Genomic DNA, 25,711 nt, shown 5'->3' on the forward strand with positions numbered 1-25,711 from the left:
CCCGCTTTCGCGGGAATGACGGCTTGGTGCGCAATTACACAGATTGTATCGAATCACCTTTATAGGGCTCAATTTCCGAAATTTATTTCACTGTTTAATCACCGGAGCAATAATTAATGTGTGGTTCCCGATCATCCCGAACCGAATACTGTTTGCAGTTAAATCCAGGGCGAACATCGCAGTCTGACAGAATATAAATAAATACACTTTTATATTTTTTCAGCACGCAGTAATCGGTATAATAAACCGTAATATAGTTCTGAGCCGACTCTTGTCAATGCATGTTTACCATTATTTACACTGATAAAGGATTTCGAGGGAAGGAGACGGTTTCGTTGCCTTCGATTTTTCTGGTCCGGATGCAACTTTTTTTCATCTTGAGAAAGAAAATGTTTGCGATTTCCAAGTTTCTATTATCATACTATCAATAAAATATAATAGCCGGAGTATCTGTCAGAGAGGTGTTTTCTTCAGGACTGTCCGGCACAGACTCTTTTCCCGTAACAACCCGATGGGAACCCCGCCATGCAGGAAAAAGAATGGACCGGTGTCACACGATCTGCCGAGGAAGACCTTGCGCTCATCACGCAGCCGTACAGTTTACGTAAACTGACAATCCTCAGGCTGTCCGTATTCATGGTAATGTCGGGTTTCATTCTCGGCGTATACCTCTACATGAACCATGCCTTCAATCCGGGATATCCCATTATAACTGTGTTCGCCGAGAAAAACGCGGTGTTCGCCGAACATTATCCCCCCTTCCGGATGAATGAATGGACCTGCTACCGTATTACCGAGGATATTATCGGGGGCAGACTCTACAGTGAAGGGAGCTATTCCCGTCTCCATCCGATCGGTTTTTCACTTACGAGTGTCCCCCTGACGCTGCTGTGGGGAGAAGCGGGACCCTATTACACCAACGCGCTCATACTCTGGCTCAGCGCGCTTGTCTTCTTTTTCCTGATGCTCGAGTTCGTGCCGTTCCCCATGGCTGTTTTTTCCACCTGTTTTCTGGCGTTTGCCACGCCGAACCTGTTCTATGCATCGAGCGCATTTTCCGAAGCGGCTGCCCAGTTTATTCTTGTTCTTGCCATGTTTCTGTTTTTCAAGGGGATTTCGCTCGGCCATGAATGGATTTTTTATGCCCCCGCCGGTTTTTTGACGGCGCTCAATCTTTTCGTTCAGCCGGTTATGGCTGTCGCGGCGGTTCCGTTCGTGGTAATCCTTATCTACGAGCATGGCAGAGGGCCGAAGATGGCCCGGTATCTTTTCATGTTCCTGTGCGGATTTATCGTTCCTCTTGCCGCGTATCTCATCATCAACAAACTGTATCTGGGTCAGTTCTTCGATTTTATTTTTTCGACACCCTTCTGTCCGTATAACCTGTCATCGGAGGGTCATTACGGTTCGAGCAGGAACATCATGATCGGCATATGGAAACTTCTGTTTGACAGCCCCAACGGCCTCGTGTTTATCATGCCGGTTGTAATGCTCATTCCCGGCGGATTTATCGCTCTGTGGCGCAATGAATTAAAACTGATTGCGCTCTTCATGGGGATACTCCTGTCAATCGTCATCCTTTTTACCGCTGCAAATACCTGCCCGGTAACCGGGGAATGTGTCGGCTCCCGTCACCTTGTACCCATCATACCGTTACTCATAATGCCAACCGTATTCATGTGGGGCGAACATGCCGGAGAACGTATATGGTTCGCCGTAACGCTCGCACTGACTGTCTACATGTGTACGTTCGGCTGGTGGACCGGAATATCGAGAGGAGACGGCTTTTTTATCGGCGCCCTCCAGGATCGTGACGCCCGTATGATTCTCCTTGCCCGCAGCGACAGGCTCGAACGGCCGGTTTTTACATCCTCGAACGAGCTCGAGGAGAAGTTTTTCAGCTCCCTGAAAAATCATGACATGAAATTGTGGCTCCAGACCCTCGACACCGACTCTATCGCGGAAATCTATGGTTTTGAACGAGTAGTTTTTAAGGATTTTATCAATAAATTCAGCCTCAACGGCCAGAACCGCGACCTGTTTATCCAGTCGGTCGATCCCGACAGGGGGATACGGCCGGTTATTCCTAACCTGCGGCTTGAAGCGGAGCCTGACGACGGACAGGTGTTCTGATCACAGATGCCGAAACAGGTTCGGCATGACGGCGCTCATGGTAAAGCAGCCGGGAATGTCCACCCGGAGACGAATCTCCGGGCTATTACCGAAAGCGCCTCCGGCACTCATGCTGAGACACTCATGGTTCAGAGAGTACAGCCAGGGACTTCCCGATAGTAGACCGGCATTTCAATGCCGGGCATGGTGATATGCAGTATCAACGGTTTTTTGTGTGTTTTCCGGAATGTCCGCCCGGTATTAATGACCTGCCGGCTTCCAAACGTTTTTTTTAAAAGGAACCCATCATGAACAAAAACATTTTCCCGTTTATCGTGTCATGTATCGCGTTCGCAACCGCTGTTTCAGCCGCACAAACGCCGACACGCTGGACACCCGAGCTCATGATAACCTGCAAACGTGTCGGCGACACGGCTGTTTCGCCGGACGGTAAACTCATCGCCTACACGATATCCTCGCCGATGACGGAAGGTGAAAATTCGGAATTTCTCACCCACATCCGGGTCGTTTCCGTGGATGGCAGGCTCAGCTACCAGTTCACGCATGGTGATGTATCGTGCACCGACCCGTCATTTTCACCGGACGGGAACTACCTTGCATTCGAATCGAGAAGGGGCAGCGACGGCAAGAACCAGGTCTGGCTCCTCCGTCTGAGCGGCGGGGATGCCGAACAGCTCACCTCGGCGGAAACCGGTGTGAACTCGTATGCCTGGTCGCCGGACGGAACCCGTATCGCCTGCACCATGGACAATCCCGACACCGGGGATGAAGCGAAAGCTAAAAAAGAGAAACGCGACATGAAGGTTCGAGACAAAGACTTCAAGTTCTCTCATCTCTATACGATCACGGTCGAAGCCGGGCCGGACGGGAAGCGGAAGATGCAGCGCCTCACATCGGGCGATTTCCATGTCACGACCTTCGACTGGTCACCGGACGGGAAAACAATCGTTTTCGGTCATCAGCCGACGCCATCGCCCGACGACTGGCTCTCCACCGACATTTCATCCGTTCCCGCCGACAGCGGCGCGGTGAAAAAGCTCGTGTCATGGAAGGGCGCCGACCGGTTCCCGCTTTATTCACCCGACGGGAAATGGATTGCGTTCGCCTCGGACGGCGGCGAACCGAACTGGGCGCTCATCTCGGATGTCTACCTTATACCCGCGCAGGGCGGCGAACCCCGTCGCCTGTCACCGACTCCCGACCGGAGCTTCACCTACTACGGCCGGTTCATCGGCTGGTCGGCGGACAGCGGAGAAATCTACGTCCAGGAAGCGAACCACACCTACTGGAGCCTGTTCGCGATTCCGGCGAACGGCGGCAAAACACGCCTTGTCAGCACCACGCCGGGAACATATACCGGGACATCCATGAGCAGGAACGGCGCGGTCATGGCATTCGTGTTTCAGACATCCGAGCTGCCGCCGGATATTTATGTAACCGATGCGAAAACATTCAATCCGCGGAAACTGACCGACATCCATGCCGGATACCCGAAACTCCCCATGGGCAGAACCGAGGTTATCACCTGGAAAGCCCGTGACGGCCTCGAGATCGAGGGCCTGCTCACCTATCCGGTCAACTATGTAAAGGGGCGGCGCTGCCCGCTCATCCTCAACGTTCACGGCGGTCCGCACAGCTTCTTCAGTCAGCGGTTCACCGGCGAGGGCTCGACATACCCGATCCAGGCATTCGCGCAGGAAGGTTACGCCATCCTCCGCCCGAACCCGCGCGGGAGCAGCGGCTACGGCAGGGACTTCCGCTATGCCAACATGAACGACTGGGGTTTCGGCGACTTCGAGGACCTCATGGCGGGAGTCGATAAAGTTATCGAGATGGGGATTGCCCATCCCGACAGCCTCTGTGTCACGGGCTGGAGCTACGGCGGCTACATGACATCGGCGGTCGTGACGAAGACGAAGCGTTTCAAAGCCGCGGTCATGGGCGCAGGGCTGCCCGACCTTATCAGCTTCACCGGAACTTCCGACATCGCGAGCTTTATCCCCAATTACTTCGGCGGGGAGCCATGGGATCAGGAAGAAACCTACATCAAGCACTCGCCCCAGTTCCACGTCAAGGGCGTGATGACCCCGACGCTCATCCTCCACGGCGAACAGGACAGGCGCGTGCCCCTGTCACAGGGCGAGGAGTTCTACAACGCCCTCAAACGGCAGAGCTGCAAGACCGAGATGGTGGTTTACCCGAGACAGCCGCACGGTCTCCAGGAGCCGAAGTTCATCGTGGACGCGGGCGAGCGGATAATCGAATGGTTCAACGGGAATCTGGGGAAATGACAATCCGGTGACGGGAAGGTGACATCCGGGGGTATCATGACGACAGGATAAGATACACAGATTGTTTATAGACAGGATTTACAGGATTAACAGGATAAAGACAAAGAAGCCGTGAGACGGACGGTATCGAATTCCCGGCCGGGCCGGAGAAGGACGAAAACGTTCATCGTTGTGCCGGTGTAAGACATATACAGGTACAGAACCGGCACCGTCGTCATGCCTTCTATTCATACCGGAGCGCTTCGATAGGCTCCAGTTCGGATGCCTTTTTTGCGGGCAGAAATCCGGAAATAATTCCAACGATAACAGAAACAAAGAAGGAAATAAAAACGGAATATACGGTGACATTGGTATTGACATCGGTCACAAGCGATATGGATAACGAGATCGATAATCCAAAAAATACACCTATAAAACCGCCCGTAATACTGATAATCATCGCTTCCGTGAGAAACTGAGTCAAAATATCTTTTTTCCTGGCGCCGATTGCTCTTTTAATACCGATCTCCCGCGTTCTTTCCATAACCGTCGCCAGCATGATATTCATGATGCCGATACCGCCCACCAGCAACGATATCGCTGCAATGGAACCCAGCAAAAAATTATAAATCCGGCGTTCTTTTTCTTCCTGTTTCAACAGTTCATACGGAATAATGATGCTGTAATCGTCATTTTCAAAATGGCGACGGATCAAAAGATTTTTAATAACGGCCGCAACTTCGAATAAACATTGTGAGTTTTCAGCTCTGATCGTTATCTGTTTAATTTCGCTCTCCAGTTCATTTTCTTTTATGAACCGACTGTTAAAAGTCGTCAGGGGAATATAGATGTCGTTATTGAGGTCTCTGGAAGCCAGCTCGCCCACCGTTTCGGTGAATAACGATTTGTTTCGCATGACACCGATAACTTCAAGCCATTGATCTTCCACTTTTATGCTTTTACCAATCGGCTCCTCGAAGGGGAATAACTGTTTGGCTATCGACGATCCCAGAACGCATACCTTGAGCTTCCGGTCGTAATGATCTTCATTGATGAATATGCCTTTTTCCGCAGAATAATTCAGTATGTTCTTGATATTGGGGGTAATACCGATAATGCTTGCCTTGCCGGATTTGTCCTCGTATTTCGCTTCCGTATCTTTCTCCGTTTGCGGTGCGACATCAAGCACCGAAGGGATGATTTCCCTGATCGCATTCGCATCGGCAATCGATAATCCCTGAGAGAACTTTGCGCGTGTTTCTTCCAAACCCTCATCGCTGAGGTTCTTATCTCTGATAATGATGTTATTTACACCCAGTTCCTTATACTTGGCGATGGCTGACTGCTTTGCGCCCTCACCCACCGATAACATGGCGATGACGGCTGCAACACCGAAGATAACGCCCAGCATCGAAAGAAACGATCTGAATTTACGCTGGAGTAATTCGCTGAAAGAAACGTGTATGTTTTCTTCTAATTGCACTTTTATTTCCGGCCCGGAATATTCATGAAAATATTCAACCACGAAGACACAAAGACACAAATATCTATAACATATTATTTATACTGCTTTTAGTAAATAAAATCATATACCTTTCTGCGCAGATTCATTCAATGCCACTTCACTCAACGGTATTACACTCTGACCTTTTGTGAAATCTCCATAAATGACGGTGTATTCATTGTTGCGGGGTCCTATGTCGATCTCGCATTTTTCGTAATCCTCTTTTTCCCCGGTAAAAATATAGTATTTCATCTTTTCCTTCATGATGCAGTCGTTTGAAACATATAAAACGTCATCGAGCTGAGCGATAAAAATCTCGCATCTGACAGTCATGCCGGGCTTCAATATTGGGTCGGATTTGTCCAGCATAACGACAAAATCGAACACTTTCGTTCGTGATTTTTCATCTTTTTTATAACTCAGCCTGCCGATCTCGATGATTGTACCTTCGAAGGGGATTGATGGAAAAGCATCGAGCCGGACCATTACTTTTGCATTCAATTGTATTTTGCCGATATCCGTTTCATTCACCGTAGATTTCACTTTCATCCGGCTCATATCCGGGACACAGGCAAATTGTCCGCCCTGATATAATTCATCGCCCACTTTTACCGTCTGATTGGTTCTCCTGTTTTCAAGGAGCTGCATCATCCCGTTCAGCGGACTTCGTATCGTCAGCTGTGTCAATGCGGTGTACGCGTCATTTATATCATTTTCCAGCTGAAATATTTTTATTTTCTGAATTTTCAATTCGTTTTCAAGAACAACCTGTGTCAGCTGGTAGTTTTTTTCCGCTTTGTTATATCTTATAAGTTCTCTTTCGTATTCGAGTTTTTTGATCTCTTTCTTTTTTTCCGATTCAAATTCATACTTATCCAATTGTATTTTGTTGAGATTTAAAACGGCCCTGCTTGAAGCAAGCTCTGTTTCCAGTGCTTTCACGGTGCTTTTATGCTGTACGATCAGCTTATTGAGATTGGCCTGTTCGGTTTCCAGTCTGTTCTGCTGTTCGACAAGAAATTTCAGCACACCATCCCTATCTATCTGGGCTATTGAATCACCCATGGAAACCTGGGTGCCATGTTCCACAAGTTCCACAAGTTTCATCTGCCAGCCATATTTCCATCCAATATACGGAATAGAAACAATGCGGGAATTTACCGCTTCCAACTCTCCGGTTTCATTGAGTGTTGCAATAAATTCACCTTTATTGATCTTATAATTCCGCACATCTTTTGCCGATCCGCCAAAAAGCCACAATACAATACAAACTGTCAGAAAAACCATAACAGGCAGTATGATTTTAAGAGGGCGGTTCCGAAGCATTGTTTTCACACGTCCGACAACGAAACGTAATGAGGTACCGCTGTCAGGGGCATGCAAACCGTCATCATCCCGTGACGGCTGCTGAGAGCTTAAAACCATGCTTACCAGGTTTTTCACCAGGCTTTTAAATCTTATTCTCATTGTTATTCATTTTCTTTTTATTCACATCGATAAAAGGATCGGACAAGGCAATTACATCCCCCTCTTCCAATCCTTTTTCAACAATAATAAAGTCATTATTCGCCACCCCGACTTTCACTTCGGTTTTTTTATACGAATCGCCGTTTTTCAAATAGACAAAATCTTTATTCTGGTCTTTGATTATCGCTTCCAGGGGTATGAACAGGACATTGTCGATTGTATCGACAATGATTTTGCAGCTCACCGTTATTCCGGGCATTAAATTTTTTGAGGTTCCTTCGATCAGTATTCTTACCGGAAAGATTTTAACTTTCGATTTTTTTTCTTCATCCTTATACTTTGCCAGTGCGGCGATTTCTATCACTTTACCGGTATATACGGTATCCGAAAAGGCATCCAATTGAATATCGACCTTCTGGTTCAGTTTGATTTTTGAAATATCAACCTCGTTGATTTCCGTCTCTGTTTTCAATTCCCGAAGGTCCGGCAGATCGATCAACGGCATTCCCGACCAGACCTGATCGCCAACCTGACATTTATTGCCGGTACTCCAGTTTTTACGAATAATTGCGACACCGGCGCTTCGACTGATTATCACCAAATTCTTTAATGTTACATTCGCCTCCGCTAAATTACTCACCAGCTGTTTGATTTTCAATTCGGACTGATGCTGTTCCTCCTTATGTATGTTCTTCTGGTTCTCGATTTCATCTTGTGCCTTATCAAGAGAAATTTTCGCCTGTTCCAAAGTGAGCCTGATCTCTTTCTTTTTAACATCTGATTCGTATGTTGTGAGCTCCAGCTCGATCTGAGATATCTGATGAGATATTTCAAAAACCTTCAAATCCGCTTCCAGCTCCTGTATTTTCGAATCCTGTACGGCTTTCTGTTTCTCGAGCTCAGCTTTGGCAATTTCGAGCTCGGCATTGGCGTCTATAATCGCTTTCTGAACTTCCGACGGATCGAATACAATAACCGTATCTCCTTCCGCAACCTCCGTGCCGTCGTCGATAATTTTCGTAATTTTCAAGGCACCGAATCTCCACGACATCGCAGGAGAGGAAATATTGATCGATCTCGTTGCCTGTACTTCTCCGGTTTCGACGACGTTGATATGAAACTCGCCCTTTTTCGCCTTGTATGTCTGAACGCTGCTTTTTGTTTTAGGGCTGCAGCATACAAAGAGTAAAAACGAAATGAACAGTAATTTTTTCATATTATTTATCTTTCATCAGTAGTAAATTTTCAGGAGGTTCGGCTAATATTATTTCCTCATTTCCCTTCAATCCCTCCGCGATAACCGCATAATTATCGCTGTTACACGCTACTTTTACCGTCTGTCTCAGGAATTTTTCACCCTCGGAAATATACACGACTTTCAGGCTGTCTCTTCCAAAAACCGCCAGTAAAGGCACAACGAGCGTATCGGGAATCGATTCTATGATGACATCACAGGTTACGGACAATCCCGGCTGTATTTTAAAATGAGTGCTGTCGATCGAAGCAAACACCTCGAAAAAGTTCACTTTGGAATCTTTCTTTATCGGTTTTCCCATGGGTGTTTTTTTCGTTATTTTCCCTGTCAGCATTATTTCGGGAAAGGCATCTATTCTTATATTGACGATCTGATCCTTTTCAATCTGTTTAAAATGGGTTTCATTTACCGTTAATTTTATCGTCATCGAAGACATATCCGGGATGCTTATTATGGGCAGATTACCCCATACGATATCGCCTTCTCTGATTTTATTACCGGTGGTCCATGACATTGCATACGTCACCATACCGGCAGTCGTCGATGTAAGCACCAGTTTATCGAGCTGCTCTTTCTGACGGGCGACATTGTTTTCCGCCTGTTTTATTTTCATTTCCATTTTCTTCAATTCGGATGTGTTGATAACCTTCAAAAATTCAAGCTTTTTCTGAATTTTTTCTTTCTCGACTTCGGCTTTTTCGATTTTCAGCTCAATCAATTCTCGCTGTGCCCGTGAAGTGAAGGCAATCTTGGAGGAGTCCAGACGGGAGATTTCGGCGGATGATTCTATCGTTTTGACCTGAGATTCCAGAAGCAGGTACTGCAGATTGAGATCGGCGACAGACTTATTATATTCCGCTTTCGCATTTTCAAGGTTTTTGACGGCTTCATCATAGCTATTTTTCAGTTCGCTGGCCTGAAGAATACAGACCGTGTCTCCTTCATCAACATATGTTCCTTCGTGAATCAAATATGTAATGGTTGCATCGGTCCAGATTCCGGGGCATGTGACCGAATATGTTTTAGTCGCTTCAATAATTCCGGAAGTGGTTATTTTATTGACAAATTCCGTTCTTTTGACCTGATGTCTGATGAAAGTATTACTCCGATTCCTCGAAGAACAGGACACATACAGAAAAAAGAGTAAAAGGGCCAGAAAAAAATATATACCGTTAATTCGCGTCATGTCAAATCCATAATTACTATTGTAATAGCAGTTGTTCATATGGTAAAAAACCAACGCCAGGGTTTTACTCCGGGCAGTACCCTATGAATGCTATCAAAGTAAAATATATAGCAGAATTGTCACTATAACAACTCTTTTTACTGTCATAAATCATACTGTTCAAAATTTCCGGTTTCCTGCAATAACCTCCCATATCCATACATGGTAACAACGAAGGATGAAAAAGGTTACAGTCTGCACATGGATTCCCGATTAAAGATTCGGGAATGACTTCGTGACAGGATCTCCCGGCACCATGCATGGCATCAGCACCGGGAACCGTCCATGCATTTTCAGATATGTATACTGTCGGTTTTCCCGGTTTCCGCACAGGGGCAATTCCATTATAATTTGCTATAATAACATTGTTTTATTTCTGCGCTCGTTTTACAGATTTGCACATATGTCGTCCAGCCGCGGATTTTGGTTTACAAATGAAGTCAACACGACGAACCATGCGGTGAGACCATGGTACCGACCATTAAAAGGCAGACCGAACAACCGGCTCATTTTTCTTTGTTGTTCCAAGCAGAATGCCATGAAAATCCTTGACTTGTTGATGACAATCGGTACATAATGGGTAGTATGCTGCTCACCTGTCATCGCAACACCGATATCCGTTTATTATTCATATGCTGTTCCCCACCGGGAAGTTCCTGCAGAGGAGGATGATCAATGAGCATTGGTATTCAGGCGCTGCTCGCATTTTCGCCGATACTCGCCGCCGCGGTTCTGCTCGTCGGCTTCCGCTGGCCTGCAAAGCATGCCATGCCCGCCGTCTATGTCATAGCCGCCCTCATAGCCCTGACCGCATGGGGGATGTCGTTCGATCTCGTTGCGGCATCGGCCATCCAGGGGCTTGTCATCACTTTTGACCTGCTCTTTATCATCTTCGGCGCCATTTTGCTCCTGAATACCCTCAAACACTCCGGCGCGGTAACCGCCATCCGCTCCGGCTTCACGAGCATCAGCTCCGACCGCCGTGTCCAGGTGGTCATCATCGCCTGGCTGTTCGGATCGTTTCTCGAGGGCGCCGCAGGATTCGGCACACCGGCGGCTATTGCCTCTCCGCTCATGGTGGCGCTCGGTTTCCCGGCCATGGCGGCGGTCATGATCGGCATGATGATCCAGAGCACGGCGGTCACTTTCGGCGCGGTCGGCACTCCGATACTCATCGGTGTCCGGGGTGGACTCGAAAATCCCGAAATCAATACCCAGCTCGCCGCCGCGGGAATCAACATGGACAGCTACCTCAGCATCATCGCGAGCAGATCCGCAGTATTCCATGCCATCGCAGGCACCCTGATTCCGCTCTTCATGGTCATGATGCTCACCCGCTTCTACGGCCGTAACAAATCATGGACAGAGGGACTCTCGATTACGCCGTTCGCCCTGTTCGGCGGGCTCGCGTTCACCGTACCCTACGTTCTCACCGGCGTATTCATCGGCCCGGAATTCCCCTCGCTCCTCGGTTCGCTCATCGGCCTGGCAATCGTGACTTTCGCGGCAAAGAAGGGATTCCTCGTGCCGAAAGACACCTGGGATTTCGCCCCCTCCGACCAGTGGGACCCCGAATGGATGGGCGCTATCAAAATCAATCTCGACAGCCAGACCGGCAAAACGATGCCGACATGGCTCGCGTGGTGTCCCTATGTGCTCGCCGCTCTCTTCCTTGTTATCACCCGTCTGCCGCAGCTTCATGTGGGAGCGGCCCTGAAAACGGTGACCTTCAAATGGGCGGGCATCTTAGGCACGAATATCACGGCATCCTCGCAGCCGTTATACCTGCCCGGAACGATTCTCATAACCGTCGTCTGCATCACGTTCTTCCTCCACCGTATGGACTTCGGCGAGCTGCGGGCGGCGGTCAGCGAATCGAGCAGAATTCTCCTCGGCACCGGATTTGTCCTCATTTTCACCGTGCCGATGGTGCGTATCTACATGAACTCGGGGACGAACACCGCCGGCCTGCTCAGCATGCCGGTCGCCATGGCGCAGTGGGTTGCCGTCAACGTCGGGAGCATCTGGCCGCTGTTCGCGCCATCAATCGGGGCGCTCGGGGCATTTATCGCGGGGAGTAATACGGTGAGTAATCTCATGTTCAGCCTGTTCCAGCACAGTGTCGCCGAACGTCTCATGATACCGGGAGCGATGGTTGTGGCCCTCCAGGCTGTGGGCGCCGCCGCGGGGAACATGATCGCTATCCACAATGTCGTCGCCGCATCAGCGACAGTCGGGCTTCTGGGACAGGAGGGGGCAACGCTCAGAAAAACGATTCTTCCAACCCTGTACTATGTCACCCTCGTCGGGATCATGGGGCTTATCGCCATCTATGTGCTCCATATCAGCGACCCGGTTGCAGCGCTCAAGGGATAAAAGGGCAGCGACGGGGGACTGTCTCTATGAAAATATCTCGAATATTATGATGGGTAACCACGGGGGGTTACCCCTACGGTTATTAAATATTGCCATCAGGATTTTCACGATCCATTTCCCATCGGGCCGGATTCGTTTCGATATATTCCCGGATTCGATTCCATTCGGTCTCGTCCCGGATGATATGCTCATAATAATTGCGCTGCCACAACCGTCCATGAAACGGCGGCCATCCCATCAATTTCATACCATCAGCATACCGTTTCGTCGTCATCGTTTTGAACCGGTGAACGATATCCGGCAACGACAACGCAGACCCCGTAGGGGCAATCCCACCGTGGTTGCCCATTACCTCCGGCAAATCATCGTCTGGGCAGCCACAGGGGGCTGCCCCAACAGGGAGGTTACGGTCTTCAAAAGGGTAGCCACAGGGGGCTACCCCAACAGAACGATTAAGAGGAACTGTCCCGACAAGCACAATGATTGCATGAACGTGATTGGGCATGATAATAAACGCATCGGCCTCGACCCCAGAATAATGCGACGGAATCCCGTCCCAAACCGCTTTCACCATTCGCCCGGCATCGTTCAATATCATCGAGCTGTCCGTAATCCCGCCGAACAGGCACTCCCGGCCGTACGAGCACATCGTTACAAAATATGCGCCGTTTGCGGTGTAATCGTAACCCGCAAGACGGATCGACCGTCGATGATGTATCCGTGGATCGAATACCACTATAATTCTCCGCGGAATGTGCCCGGTTCCGTCAATGGGCTCATTGCAGTTCGCTGTTTCGTGTCCATTTTCCGGATAAACACTGCTGGCTGTAAAGATGAGGATTTGCTATCCAACGGACAAGCCTAAAGAACGTTATACGGCATTTTCTCGACTCGTTGGCCGGATCCTTTTATAATATTGCCTGGCTTCTTCTGTTACGCGTTCGATAAACTCCGTTTTGCCTTTTGTATATGCCACCCGGTCATTACGGTGGCCTTCCGAGAGCTTTATCTTCAGATTTCCATACTCCTCCGCAACTTTGGGATGCTCAATAAGGTAGTCACGAAAAAGAAGCCGGTCCCAGTGTTCAAAATGACCCTCGACCATGTGGATGTGGTGTGTTCTGATTCCGCCCGAATCACGCCTGATAAACCATGCATAGAAAGGCGGTACATCGTCCCCCCATGTCGGCCTCCAGAAGTAATCGTATCCCTGGGCCTCAAGAATGGGCGGCACGACTTCCCTGGTTTCCTCAAGCGAAGTCACTTCGACCAGCATGTCGATGATCGGTTTCGCGACAAGGCCCGGGATGGCTGTGCTGCCGAAGTGTTCGATCCGCCTGATCAATCGAGCGGGGAGGCAGGACAGGAGATGTTTTTTCTCCTCCCCGAACAGATACGGCCATCGGGGATCATAAGGCTTGAGAGCTATTTCATCCTTCAGCACACGATTGATTTTTTCCTGTAGTGTTTCCATTTTTCTCTCTCTGCTCTATAAGGGCAGTCACGGGGGATAATCAAGGCGTTCAGAAAGAACCACCTAAATGAAAGGTTATAAAAACTTAATAAGGGTAGCCACAGGGGGCTACACCTACCAAGGCGACCTGGACCGTTTATTAAACGGTGACCATCCATTCGGACGTCATCAGAATACCGTTTTACCGTCATCGTTTTAAACCGGTGAACGATTTTCGGCAGGGATAACGTATATCCGTTTAAACCGCAGGGGCAACCCACCGTGGGTGCCCATTTTTCCGGTATGATATCAGAAGGGCAGTCCAATATGGGCAGTCACGGGGGACTGCCCCTACCGGAGGCAACAATCCCGGCCATAGACACACATCGTTATAAAATAAACGCCCCTTTCGTTATAATCGCAGTCCAAAAGAAGGATCGACATTCGATATAGAACATCTTTACAAAAAAATTATTCACTGCTCGGATTTTCATCAGGTTACACATGAAATATATAGAATTTATAATGTTGTCAAGGAAAAATTTTGATTATACTACATTCAATCCTGATATTCATGAAAGCTTTTCACCACAAAGACACCAAGACACAAACAGATATAACAGATTATTAATACTATCCTAAGTAAATATCTATCGGTCACATCTAAGAGGGCTGTGAAAAAGTATATTTTTCACGAGCCCTATGAAGAAATGTGTTGTTTTATTGCTGTCAAGGGCATGTAAATCGGCACTTCGTGCCGACCCTTGACAGCTTATATCCACACTTACCGACTTTATCACAAGACTTCTAAATAAAATATATAAAATTAAATCCGCGTATATCCGTACGGTCCGCGTATATCCGCTTTCCATTATTTTTTAAACTGTCTGGAGGAACACCATGAAAAAAATTTTTTTGTTTATCATTCCGGTTCTGGCGGCTTTTTTGTTGATTCAATCAGAGCGTATCTGTGCCAACGGTTTTGAAATCCCTGCCGGAAAAAATCCGTACGCGGTCGCCACATTCGAATGTCTCGGCCTGTACTATAAAGTGGATGCGGATGAACCCGGCGAGTGCGCGGTCAGCTGCCGTAAAACGGGGACAACCGGGTGGAGGAATGTCATCCCCCTCTGGTTCGACCTCCGCGACCACGAATTCCGCGGAAGCATTGTCGGCCTCAAGCCCGACACATCGTACGATATCCGTCTGAAGTGCGGTGGAAAAGAGGTATCGTTTTCTGCGCGAACCCGGAGCGATGTCTTTCCTGTCGGGAAGACCACCTTTCTCGATGACGGCGTTACCGATCAGGAACTCCACATCACCGAAGGGGGAAATCCGGAAGGCTGGCATCTCATCACACCGGCCGATGGGGCAAAAACGGTGTTCGACTGCGAAAATTCCACCGATTACAACATTGTCATCGAGGCATCGTATGTCATCGTTCGCGGTCTCGAACTGAGAAACGCCGGTATCCACAGTATCCTCATCCGCAAGGGGATTCACGATGTGGTTATCGAGGACTGCCGGTTCACGTTCTGGGGACGGAGCGGGGGACCACGATCGTTCGGTAATACCGGGGGCAGCGACAGCGCCGTTTTCGCCGAGACCGGGACAGCGGGGCTTGTCGTTCAGCGCAATCTCATGGAATATCCCCGCGGGGCGAGCAACGACTGGGATACCGGACATCCGAACGGGCCGCAGGCGGTCACCCTCATCAATTCGTTGGGCGGGAACATCATACGGTCCAACGAGATACGGTCGACCGAGGATCACGGCTTCAATGACGGCTTCGGCGGGGGCAGCAACTACAGTTTCGAGGGCAGCCCGAACAGGGATTCCGACATCTACGGCAATATCATCTCGAATGTCTGGGACGACGCCATCGAGAGCGAGGGCGCAAACATGAATGTCCGTATCTGGGGGAACTACATACACCATACCTATCAGCATGTCGCCACCGCGGTCACCTCGCGCGGCCCGCTCTACATCTTCAGGAATATCTTCGGTCTGAGCCGCCGAACCCATGAAAATCCCCTCGGCGGAAGCATGATCAAGCTCGGTGAACGCGACCCGTATGTCGGCGGGCGACGGTATGTCTTCCACAATACGGCACTCCAGCCGAAAGGCGCGTTTTCGGTGTTCAGCACTCATCCCTGCACGAACACCGTATCCCGCAACAACATCTTCGACTGCCCGGGAACGCTGACCGGCCGCAGGGAACCGGCAGTACCGAGCGACCTCGATTACGACCTCTTCACGGGAATCCACCTTGTCGAGGGTTACGAAGCGCACGGTATCGGTGGAAAGCCATCGTTCGTGCCCTCGTATAATCTCGAATTTTATCTCGCCCCGACAACGACGAGAATCGAGTGGGGACAGACAAAAAACGTTCATTACGGTAAAGAGGAGAATGTCACCGACAAGATGATAACCGTACCGAACCCTGCAATCGATACCGGAATCGTCATCCCCGGATTCAATGACGACTATAAGGGAAAAGGCCCGGACCTCGGAGCGTTCGAGAACGGCAATCCGCCGCTGCGGTTCGGACGGCGCGCGGCTGACCCGGTTGTCGCTGCTCCCTGGGAGATGAAGTAATCATCAAAAAAGGTCAATTGTCAGTTGATACAAAGACGTTGACACAAATTTTAAAACAGGATTGACAGGATAAAAAGAGTAAGAGGGCAAATAAAGAGTGATTATTATTGTAATAGACTGACCGGTCAGTCTATCTCTCCTTATATTCGCTTCCACCACCATTCCTTATCTTCCCTTTTATCATACGCTTTTTAAATTTCCTGCCCCTGAAAAAAATAAATTTTTACACTCTTGCATTCTGCTTCTTATACCATATATTGTATGTGATGGTTCTTCAACCACGCCATTATCTACTTTTCTACCCGTAACTTTCGATTATACTTTACCATACGGATTGTATCACCATGGAAAACACCTGCGGCTTCGTCCATCTCCATACGCATACCATGTATTCCCTGCTGGACGGCGCCATCAAGCCGAAAGAATACATCAGGGCCGTGAGTGAATGGGGCATGGGCGCGGCGGCAATCACCGATCACGGCAACATGTTCGGCGCCATCGAGTTCTATCTCAACTGCCGTGAAGCGGGGATCAAACCCATCATCGGCTCGGAAATCTATGTCGCCATCGAGGGCATGCATGTCAAACAGGCCGCCCGGGGCAACAATGACGGCGCCAACCATCTCGTCCTGCTCGCCGCTACCGACCAGGGCTACCGCAACCTCATGAAAATCGTCTCGCTCGGCTACCTCGAGGGATTTTACTACCACCCGCGTGTGGACAAGCAGGTGCTCAGGGAATACTCCGGAGGTCTTATCGCGCTGAGCGCCTGTGTCGGCGGCGAGATACCGCAGCTTATCCTTCAGGGCAGACTTGACCAGGCCGAGGAAGCAGCCTGTGAATATGCCGACATCTTCGGCGAGGGCAACTTTTACCTCGAAATCCAGAAGCACGGCATCCCCGTGGAAGATACCGCCCGTGAGGCGCTTGCCGAACTCTCACGAAAAACCGGCATTCCCCTTGTGGCGACCAACGACGCCCACTATCTCAAGGCCGGAGACGCCGATTCACACGAGGTGCTCCTCTGCATCTCGACCGGCAAGACGCTCGATGACGAGAACCGCATGAAGATGGAAACGGATCAGCTCTATCTCAAAAGCCCCGACGAGATGAAAGCGCTGTTCGCCGATTATCCCCAGGCTGTCGAAAACACGGTCGGAATCGCCGAGCGGTGCAATGTTGAAATCGAGACGGGTAAACTGTATCCCGTGCGGTTCGATGTGCCGCTCGATTTCGAGGGCAACGCGGACGATTACCTCGCAAAGGTCAGCGAGACCGGGCTCACGAAACGTTACGGCGACGACGCAGACAAATACCGTGACCGTATGAATTACGAACTCGGCATTATCAAAAAAATGGAATTTTCCGACTATTTTCTCGCCATCTATGACTGCACGAGGGCGGCCCGCGAGATGAACATCCCGGTCGGTACGGCGCGCGGGTCGGCGGGCGGGTCGATTGTCGCGTACGCAATCGGGATAACCAACCTCGATCCCATGCAGTTCGACCTCATCTTCGAGCGCTTCCTCAACCCGGACCGTGTCAGCATGCCCGATTTCGATGTCGACTATGCCGACCGTGACCGAGGGAAAATGATCGAGTATGTCAAGAATAAGTACGGCGAGGATCATGTCTGCCAGATCATCACCTTCGGCTCCATGAAAGCGCGGCTCGTCATCCGCGATGTGGGCCGTGTGCTCAACATGCCCTACGGCGATGTCGATGCGATCGCCAAGCTTATCCCAACCGACCTCAACATAACCCTCGAACGGGCGCTCGAACTCGTCCCGGAGCTCCGCGCGCTCGAAAAGAAGGACGATAAACACCGCGAGCTGTTCCGTCACGCCCGCGTGCTCGAAGGCCTCAACCGTCACGCCGGAACACACGCAGCCGGGGTCATCATCACGCCCGGTCCCTGCACCGAGTATCTTCCGCTCTACAAGCAGGGGGACGACATCACGAGCCAGTACACCATGGAGTTTGTCGAGAAGATCGGCTGCCTCAAGGTGGACTTCCTCGGGCTGCGCACCCTTACGGTCATCAGGGACGCTGTGGACATGATCAATGGCAGAGGCGGAAATGTGGACATCGAGCACATACCACTCGACGATCCCGAGGTCTACCGTATCATGGGGCAGGGCGAGACCGCCGGCATATTCCAGTTCGAAAGCGGCGGGATGCGCGACTACCTTCGGAAGCTCAAGCCCTCGTGCATCGACGACCTCATCGCCATGAACGCCCTCTACCGTCCCGGGCCGCTCGGTTCGAACATGGTGGACGATTTCATCGAGCGCAAGCACGGCATCAAGAAAATACAGTACCAGCACCCGCTTCTCGAACCGATTCTCAAGGAAACCTACGGCGTCATCGTCTACCAGGAGCAGGTGATGAAAATCGCCAATGTCATGGCCGGATTCTCCCTCGGCGGCGCGGACGAGCTCCGTCGCGCGATGGGGAAGAAAAAGGTCGATGTCATGACGAGAATGAGCCAGCAATTCATCGAGGGCGCCCGTGAGCGAAACATCAGCGAAAAAACCGCGACCGAGGTGTTCGACCTCATGGTTCATTTCGCCGGGTACGGTTTCAACAAATCGCACTCCGCCGGGTATGCCATTCTCGCCTACCAGACCGCATGGCTCAAGGCGCACTATCCCGCCGAGCTCATGGCCGCCACGCTCACCTCGGAAATGGACAACACCGACCGCATCGTGAAGTTCATCGAGGAGTGCAGGCGCATGAACATCGAGGTGCTGCCGCCCGATGTGAACAAATCCTTCGCCCATTTCACCGTGGACGACGGCAATGTCCGCTTCGGGCTCGGCGCGGTCAAGAACGTAGGCCTCGGCGCCATCGAATCGATCATTGCCGCACGGAGCGAGGGCGGGCCGTTCGCCAGCCTCTTCGATTTCTGCGCCCGCGTGGACACGAAATCCCTCAACAAACGCATGCTCGAATCCCTCATTCTGGCGGGTGCGATGGACAGTCTCGGCGGCAACCGCGCGCAGATGATCGCCGGCCTCGACCATGCGGTCGAAACCGCACAGGTCCGTCAGCGCGAGAAGGAAATGGGGCAGTTCAGCCTCTTCGGCGACGGTACGGGAGGCGGCGACCTCTTCAAAGCACCCTCACTGCCGCCGGTCAAACCCTGGAAAATGATGGAGAAGCTCGCGAAGGAGAAATCGGTGCTCGGGTTCTGGTTCTCCGGGCATCCGCTCGAAGGATACCGCGACGAGCTCCGGGCGTTCGCGACGCCGTTCAAACAGCTCTTCCTCAAGCCCGACAAGACCGCGGTGACCATCGGCGGGGTCATCACCGCAATCAACCGCAAAACCATGAAGAAAAACAACAAGCCTTTCATCGTGCTCACCATCGAGGACATTGAGGGTACGGGCGAGGCGATCCTCATGAACGGGGCGTTCGACACCTACAAGGACACGGTCGAGGTGGATTCACTCGTGCTCGTCGAGGGGACGACATCGAAGCGCGACAACAACGGCGACCAGCCGAGCGTGTTCGTCAACTCCATCGAGCCGCTCGAAACCGCCCGCGAGAAAAAGACGCGCGCTGTCACCATCGCCATTTCGACCCTCGGTCTCGAGATGACCGCCCTCGAACCGGTCGAGAAAATCTGCGAGCTTCACCCGGGCAGCCTGCCGGTCTGGATAAAGCTCGACACGACGACGATGGGGTCGTTCCGTATCAAGACGAAGAAGTTCAAGGTTTCACCGGAACCGGCGCTCATCAATGAGCTGAGGAATGTGCTGGGGAAGGAACAGGTGTGGCTGAGCTGAAAAAATCTTTTACTTTTTGCACTCTTTCAAAAATCTCGATAGAACCTCCTCTTATATTATCCCCCTGATGACTTCCATACGGTCTTTTGCGTTCGGGTCGGCGACGAACAGCTTGTCGAGCTTTTCGCAGGCATAGTCTGGGCACTGTGCGCAGCTCTTGAGCTTCCTCTGACGGACGCATGCCCTGATCCCGCACGCCGCGCACGCCGAGAACAACCGCCCCGTTTCAGACCTGCACCCGTCGCACGGCTCGATGTCCCCGGGCTTGAGCTCCATCTGGTAGTGTTCTTTGCTGACCTTGATGATAATGGCTTTCAGCTTCTCCTGCACGGCAGGGTCGGTCGTCTGAGTCAGCCAGTAAATGGGGCAGCCCTGGCACATGAGACCGCAGTAGGCGGTCAGTTCGAGTATGTTGTTCATGGTAAACTCCGCATCGTCAATGTTTGTGGATTTAATGTTGTCTTTATCTCAATAATAACAATGTGCTATACCGTTATTCCTGCTTTTTCATAATCCCCCTCGGCTTCGCCGTATCCCCCTTATAAAACAAAGGGGGAGCCCACCATTTCCCTCCCCTTAAAAAGTGGGGATGCCGGAAGGCAGGGGGGATCTTCTTTTTAGAAAACAACGTAACTTATTGTACTTCCCTGTCGTCTTCGCTCCCCTCGTCGAGCAGCACCTGCCCGTCCTCCTCAAAGCTCTCGACCGGCAGGCCCCGGTGCTTGCGAAGCTCCTCGATCTCGTGGAGGGGACGGTCGAGCTGACGGCGACGGGTCGTGGTGAGATACTCGAATTCCTTCTGGGCGTCCTCGATGCGCTTGCCTAGCTTTTCAAGGCTTTTGACGAAATTATCCCACTGCTTCTTGAACGAGCCCAACAGCGACAGTATCCTGTTCGAGGTCTGTTCGAGCGCGAAATTGTCGACCGCCACCCTGATGACCGCAAGCACGGCAAAGAGCGTGAACGGCGAGCACAGGATGACCCGCTTTTTCAATCCCTCGTCGACAAGCGCCGAGTCCTGCTCCTGGATATACGCATAAATCTGCTCGTTCGGGATGAACAGGAGAGCATAATCCACCGTGCTCTGTTCGGGATCGATATAGTCGCGTGTCGTGATCTCGAAAATCCTGTTTTTGACATCCCTGAGGAAGTTTTTCCGGTATGTTTCACGGTCGGAATCGGATTCCGCATCGAGGAGCCTGATGTAGTTGTCGTATGGGAACTTGACATCCATGTTGAGCTTGAGGCCCCGGGGAAGCCAGAAGGTGAAATCGGGTCGGTCGCCGGAGCCTTCCACGGCTTTCTGCTTCACATAGTTGACGTTCTCGATGAAACCGGCCAGCCTGAGCACATCGTCGGCCATGCGCTCGCCCCACTGCCCGCGCGTCCTCGAATGCGCAAGCGCCTCACGGAGCGATTCGGTGGTCCTGATGAGCTCGATCGTCCGCTTCCCGGTCTCTTCGAGGCGGTTCGAGAGCTCGCCGAATTTCTGCACACGGTCTTTTTCGAGGTCGCTGACGAGCTTTGAAACGCTGTCGAGCTTTGTTGTCATACTCTGGAGCTGCTGGTCGATGAGTTCCTTTTTAGAGTCGAGCTCCTTTGTGTGAACGGTGCGCTCGGACTCGAACCGCTCCTTGGCTATCGTGAAAAACTGGTCGGTCGTCTTCGAGAGGGCATCATTGGACAGGTTTCCGAAGTTTACCTTGAGATACTCGAAAAACGCGTCGCGCTCCTGTTTACGCTGTTCTTCCGACCCGGCGAACATCTCTTCCGCAAGCTCGCGGGCTGTTTTCACCCGTGTAATCTTCAGGATATACGCAACGGAGATTCCCAGAAAGAATCCGGCGACAAGCGCGGCGATCACCGCTATATTGGACATGATGAGCCTTTCCCTTCCAAAGAGGGTAACCACAGGGGGTTACCCCTACAGTCAGATAATCACGGGGGGTTACCCCTACAAATAATGAAATGAACAGACAATTATTTCGTTATATATAATACCAAAAATAAACAAATATACAGTTATTTTCTTACCCATAAACTCTTTTCACTCTCATTTCACCGGTTCGAGAATCAGCGTCCCGGCAGCGTTTTTCTCTATATCCGCCCGCTCCATGAGAACCGGATGGTACGCGCCGCTGAGCCACAGAGGAGTCTGGTTGTCATAAAACCGGCTGTTGAACTGGCCCGAACATCCCGTAGTCAGCACACGGACATCGTTGGCATGATCGGCAAAGTCCGTAATCTGGCGCGTGGAAGTCCCGCTGCCGTTCATATAGGGCTTCAGGAAATCGAATCCCGCGGCATTGATCGTTTCACTGTTCCCCCCGCGTGAAAAAGGCCCGATATCGAAAATTTTACTCAGCCCGGAAACATTCCTGAAAACGAGATGACCGGAAACGTGTTCGTGGAGTTTGCCCCACTGCCATTTTTCCATGTTTCCCCCGAAACGTTCCCTGAGATCGAAAACAGCCTGAGCTGTGCTTCTGATGATTATCTCGTCACGGGTTTCCGTTTTGTCCGGTGTGGAGACATCATCGAACCAGCGGGAATTTTCATTTGCCAGAATAGTGTCAAACCCTTTACGCATGTTATGATCATAAAAGAGATCATCACCCATCTCGTCACGAAAAATATTTTCGAACAGCTTTACCTGGATTGCATGAAAAATACATGCTGCAACACTGTTTTTATCGGTGACGAAATCCCATGTCTTGAGATACACGATCGCCCGTTTTACATCGGAATCGGGATTCGTATCGGTTTCGAGCGCCTGAAGAATAACCGGGGTTGTTTCACTGGCCTCTATTGAATATAAATCATTCTGGATGATCATGTTGTCTTCGAATGAAAGCCTGTTTTTTCCAAGAATGCAGTCGGTAATGCGCTGGGCACGGTATTTCGAGACAAAATAACGGCTGATGTAATAGGGATAATCGTCGGGAACGGTCTTATTGTTGGCGGTGACGATATACCCGCATTCCGGGTTATAAAGGTGGGGATTCTGTTCGAACGGAACGTACCCCTGCCATTCATGGAGACCATCCCATCCGGGCAGCGGAAAAGGACCGTCCCCCTTCTGTGCGCGAATGGGGATACGCCCGGAGCTGTAATACCCGATATTTCCGAGCCTGTCCGCATAATGGATATTCTGCGTGGGGCCATGATAACGGCGGACAGCATCGGTGAACTCCTTCCAGTTTCGGGCTTTCATGATACCTGTAAAACACTGGATTCCGCCAAGACTGTCATTCATCGTCCACCGCATGGACAGAACGTCCTTCACACCCTTTTTCACGTCATTGACAATCGGGCCGTGACGGGTGATAAGAATCTCCTTTGTAACCGGCTCTTTACCTTTGACATTGATGACCGCATTGACAACCTTCATATCTTCCCATTTGCCCTCGAAGAGATATTGCCGGGGATTGTCCGGGTTGATTTTCTCGATATAATAATCAACGTCATCCACCATAAAATTAGTCGGGCCCCACGCGATGTCCCTGTTGTTCCCGGTCAAAATAACGGGAAAGCCGGGAATACTCACACCGATTACATCAAAATCTTCCGCCTTCATATGAATCTCGTACCAGATCGAAGGCGTGGAAAGGGCAAGATGCGGATCGCTGCAGAGAATGGGTTTCCCGGAGGTTGTCTTTTTCCCCGAAAGAACCCATCCGTTGCTGCCGCCGACAAAATCAAAGCGCAGCGGGGCAATGTCGGCAAGCTTCCACCGGGGAATCAGGGAAGCAGCTCCTTCCCCGCCGAACCGCACGCCTTCGGGCACAATCGTGGGACCGTCGCTCGAATAGGGGGGCATAGCTTCGTCAGCCATCTCCGGGCCGACCCTGGTGACGAGCTTCAGCAGGTTGATATCACCGCTCCAGCCTGTCTGGAGGACATTGGCCATATAGAGGTGGATATATATACCATCGGTTATCTTCCAGGGTTCGGGCCTGTAGCCGAGAAGCAGGAATTCGACCGGGAGCGAATTATGGTGGGTCTCGATAAAAGCGTTGACTCCCTCGGTATAGGCTTCCATGATATCGCGGTATTCACCCGTAAGCGCAGAATCGGCGCGGTCTTCGGGCCACATTGCAGAAAATATCCTGAGAACATGATCGGTCGGTACGAGCTTCTCACCGAGAATCTCGGAGAGCTCTCCCCTACCGACACGGCGGAGAAAATCCATCTGAAAGAGCCTGTCCTGCGCCATGACATACCCGGCGGAAAAGTAAAGGTCGCGACTGTTCGCAGCAAAAATATGCGGCACACCCCAGGTATCCCTGATAACCTCGACGTTGCCGGATATTCCCCTGACCGGGACAGCGCCATCGATTACGGGAAGGGTAGTCCTGAGAAAAATGTAAACCGCTGTTGTCATCATAAGAATAATCGAACACGCGATGACAGCGACGTACATGAGAAATTTCATATAATTCTCCTTTACAGGAAAAATCTGCCATGAGTTACTTCAAAAATCTGTCATCGACGAAGAAAGAATTCGAATTCCCATTTTTCTTGCAAAATTCAAACCGAGATTGTAGCTTATATATCCAATAAACAGGAATGGTTGCCATGAAAAAAAAGCCGTTCATAGGTGTCACCTTCAAGTGCTGCAACGTCTATTCGAGAGTCTATCTCAACAAGACAGGCACGGCATATGAAGGAACATGCCCCCGCTGTTACCGAAAACGTGTCGTCATAAAAATAGTGGAAAATGGTGGAACAGCGGCACAGTTTTTCGAGGCGGAATGACCTGTTTATGAACAACACAGCCAGATCTCTTCATAATTCAAAACAAAACTTGACTTCAACAATATATATTACGTATATTATATAATCTATAAGAGATTCTCTTTGAAAGCCAAAAAATAATTCATATATAATGTATGCAGAAAGGTTTTAACCATGAAAAGAACATTTCAGCCCTCAAACCGTAAAAAAGTCAACAAGCACGGATTCAGATTACGAATGTCCACAAAGGACGGCAGAAAAGTACTGTCCCGGAGAAGGAAAAAGGGCAGAAAGTCCCTGACTCCGTCAGACCGTTGATATCATGTATTTCAGCCTGAACTCCGGAACGATACAGAAAATCAAACGTTTCGGAAAAACATACCGCTCAGAAACCGTATCGGTCAAATTCCTTTCGGAAAATCAATACCGGTATTCACCAGTCATATCAAAGAAACAGGGTAACGCGGTACAACGAAACCGGATAAAAAGAATTATCAGGGATATAATGACCTCCGGTAGAATAAATTATCCGAAAGGTATGTATATAATATATCTCAACGCTCCGTGTTCAGATGCAAAACGAGATATTCTGCTGCATGAGATCAATGTACTTATTGAGAATATTAAAACAAGGAATTTGACAATCCCGCAGAAATAAAAAAAAACCGATGATGTGAATTCTTTGCTATGGCAGTCAGACTGCTCATTTTTTTTATAAAAATGTACCAGCGCTCAATTTCACCTTTCCTGGGACAGAATTGCAGATTTTATCCCACGTGTTCGGATTATGCGGTACTGGCTTTGCAACAGCATGGTTTTTTTAAAGGTACCATGAAATCAATCTGGCGAATTTTAAGATGCAATCCGTTTAATAAGGGCGGTATCGATTACCCGTAGGAAAT

The 25,711-nt window shown here is 50.3% G+C and carries 19 protein-coding genes; 10 read left to right on the forward strand and 9 right to left on the reverse strand.

Going from position 1 to position 25,711, the window contains the following annotated elements; all coding sequences use genetic code 11:
* Positions 1-525: 525 nt before the first annotated feature.
* From LLG96_19655 to LLG96_19665, 3 genes are all read left to right on the forward strand, one after another.
* Positions 526-2,133, forward strand: coding sequence for a hypothetical protein (locus LLG96_19655; protein ID MCE5252423.1), 1,608 nt, complete (start codon positions 526-528; stop codon positions 2,131-2,133).
* A gap of 6 nt (positions 2,134-2,139) precedes the next feature.
* A complete protein-coding gene (locus LLG96_19660) occupies positions 2,140-2,292 on the forward strand; it encodes a hypothetical protein (protein MCE5252424.1) in 153 nt (50 codons plus the stop codon).
* A 128-nt stretch (positions 2,293-2,420) separates the two neighbouring features.
* The gene (locus tag LLG96_19665) at positions 2,421-4,424 is read left to right on the forward strand and encodes a S9 family peptidase (protein MCE5252425.1); all 2,004 of its coding nucleotides are present in this window, start codon (positions 2,421-2,423) and stop codon (positions 4,422-4,424) included.
* Positions 4,425-4,647: 223 nt separating this feature from the next.
* On the opposite strand, the gene LLG96_19670 is transcribed toward LLG96_19665, so the two are convergent.
* From LLG96_19670 to LLG96_19685, 4 genes are all read right to left on the reverse strand, one after another.
* Complete coding sequence (locus tag LLG96_19670; GenBank protein MCE5252426.1) at positions 4,648-5,886, reverse strand: ABC transporter permease; 1,239 nt, start codon at positions 5,884-5,886, stop codon at positions 4,648-4,650.
* A 102-nt stretch (positions 5,887-5,988) separates the two neighbouring features.
* Positions 5,989-7,374, reverse strand: a complete 1,386-nt coding sequence (locus LLG96_19675; GenBank protein MCE5252427.1) for an HlyD family efflux transporter periplasmic adaptor subunit — start codon at positions 7,372-7,374, stop codon at positions 5,989-5,991.
* On the reverse strand, positions 7,358-8,590 hold the full coding sequence (locus LLG96_19680) for an HlyD family efflux transporter periplasmic adaptor subunit (protein ID MCE5252428.1): 1,233 nt from the start codon (positions 8,588-8,590) through the stop codon (positions 7,358-7,360). Before LLG96_19680 ends, LLG96_19675 begins: the two co-directional genes overlap by 17 nt.
* A 1-nt stretch (position 8,591) precedes the next feature.
* Positions 8,592-9,815 carry an efflux RND transporter periplasmic adaptor subunit gene (locus tag LLG96_19685; protein ID MCE5252429.1) on the reverse strand — a complete coding sequence of 408 codons (1,224 nt, stop codon included), beginning with the start codon at positions 9,813-9,815 and terminating at the stop codon, positions 8,592-8,594.
* A gap of 714 nt (positions 9,816-10,529) precedes the next feature.
* Between LLG96_19685 and LLG96_19690 the strand changes: the two genes are divergently transcribed.
* Positions 10,530-12,230 carry an L-lactate permease gene (locus LLG96_19690; GenBank protein MCE5252430.1) on the forward strand — a complete coding sequence of 567 codons (1,701 nt, stop codon included), beginning with the start codon at positions 10,530-10,532 and terminating at the stop codon, positions 12,228-12,230.
* A gap of 82 nt (positions 12,231-12,312) precedes the next feature.
* On the opposite strand, the gene LLG96_19695 is transcribed toward LLG96_19690, so the two are convergent.
* Both LLG96_19695 and LLG96_19700 read right to left on the reverse strand, forming a co-directional pair.
* Complete coding sequence (locus LLG96_19695; protein MCE5252431.1) at positions 12,313-12,966, reverse strand: transposase; 654 nt, start codon at positions 12,964-12,966, stop codon at positions 12,313-12,315.
* A gap of 135 nt (positions 12,967-13,101) precedes the next feature.
* A complete protein-coding gene (locus LLG96_19700; protein ID MCE5252432.1) occupies positions 13,102-13,704 on the reverse strand; it encodes a GrpB family protein in 603 nt (200 codons plus the stop codon).
* Between the two features lie 879 nt (positions 13,705-14,583).
* On the opposite strand from LLG96_19700, the gene LLG96_19705 reads away from it, so the two are divergent.
* On the forward strand, positions 14,584-16,281 hold the full coding sequence (locus tag LLG96_19705; GenBank protein ID MCE5252433.1) for a right-handed parallel beta-helix repeat-containing protein: 1,698 nt from the start codon (positions 14,584-14,586) through the stop codon (positions 16,279-16,281).
* A 344-nt stretch (positions 16,282-16,625) separates the two neighbouring features.
* Positions 16,626-20,072 carry a DNA polymerase III subunit alpha gene (locus LLG96_19710; GenBank protein ID MCE5252434.1) on the forward strand — a complete coding sequence of 1,149 codons (3,447 nt, stop codon included), beginning with the start codon at positions 16,626-16,628 and terminating at the stop codon, positions 20,070-20,072.
* Between the two features lie 51 nt (positions 20,073-20,123).
* On the opposite strand, the gene LLG96_19715 is transcribed toward LLG96_19710, so the two are convergent.
* The 3 genes from LLG96_19715 to LLG96_19725 all read right to left on the reverse strand — a co-directional run bounded on the left by LLG96_19715 (position 20,124) and on the right by LLG96_19725 (position 24,507).
* The gene (locus tag LLG96_19715) at positions 20,124-20,492 is read right to left on the reverse strand and encodes a DUF3795 domain-containing protein (GenBank protein MCE5252435.1); all 369 of its coding nucleotides are present in this window, start codon (positions 20,490-20,492) and stop codon (positions 20,124-20,126) included.
* A 214-nt stretch (positions 20,493-20,706) separates the two neighbouring features.
* Positions 20,707-21,984 carry a DNA recombination protein RmuC gene (gene rmuC, locus LLG96_19720; GenBank protein ID MCE5252436.1) on the reverse strand — a complete coding sequence of 426 codons (1,278 nt, stop codon included), beginning with the start codon at positions 21,982-21,984 and terminating at the stop codon, positions 20,707-20,709.
* 141 nt (positions 21,985-22,125) lie between these two features.
* Entirely contained in the window at positions 22,126-24,507 is a 2,382-nt protein-coding gene (locus LLG96_19725) for a penicillin acylase family protein (GenBank protein ID MCE5252437.1), read from the reverse strand.
* 143 nt (positions 24,508-24,650) lie between these two features.
* Between LLG96_19725 and LLG96_19730 the strand changes: the two genes are divergently transcribed.
* The 4 genes from LLG96_19730 to yidD all read left to right on the forward strand — a co-directional run bounded on the left by LLG96_19730 (position 24,651) and on the right by yidD (position 25,706).
* On the forward strand, positions 24,651-24,830 hold the full coding sequence (locus LLG96_19730) for a hypothetical protein (GenBank protein ID MCE5252438.1): 180 nt from the start codon (positions 24,651-24,653) through the stop codon (positions 24,828-24,830).
* A 153-nt stretch (positions 24,831-24,983) separates the two neighbouring features.
* Entirely contained in the window at positions 24,984-25,127 is a 144-nt protein-coding gene (gene rpmH / locus LLG96_19735) for a 50S ribosomal protein L34 (GenBank protein ID MCE5252439.1), read from the forward strand.
* A 4-nt stretch (positions 25,128-25,131) separates the two neighbouring features.
* Positions 25,132-25,467 carry a ribonuclease P protein component gene (locus LLG96_19740; GenBank protein MCE5252440.1) on the forward strand — a complete coding sequence of 112 codons (336 nt, stop codon included), beginning with the start codon at positions 25,132-25,134 and terminating at the stop codon, positions 25,465-25,467.
* Positions 25,468-25,496: 29 nt separating this feature from the next.
* Positions 25,497-25,706: a membrane protein insertion efficiency factor YidD gene (gene yidD / locus LLG96_19745; GenBank protein ID MCE5252441.1), complete on the forward strand. Its 210-nt coding sequence runs from the start codon at positions 25,497-25,499 to the stop codon at positions 25,704-25,706.
* Positions 25,707-25,711 lie beyond the last annotated feature (5 nt).

The sequence above is a fragment of the bacterium genome, from assembly GCA_021372535.1.
Classification (GTDB): Bacteria; Latescibacterota; Latescibacteria; order Latescibacterales; family Latescibacteraceae; genus JAFGMP01.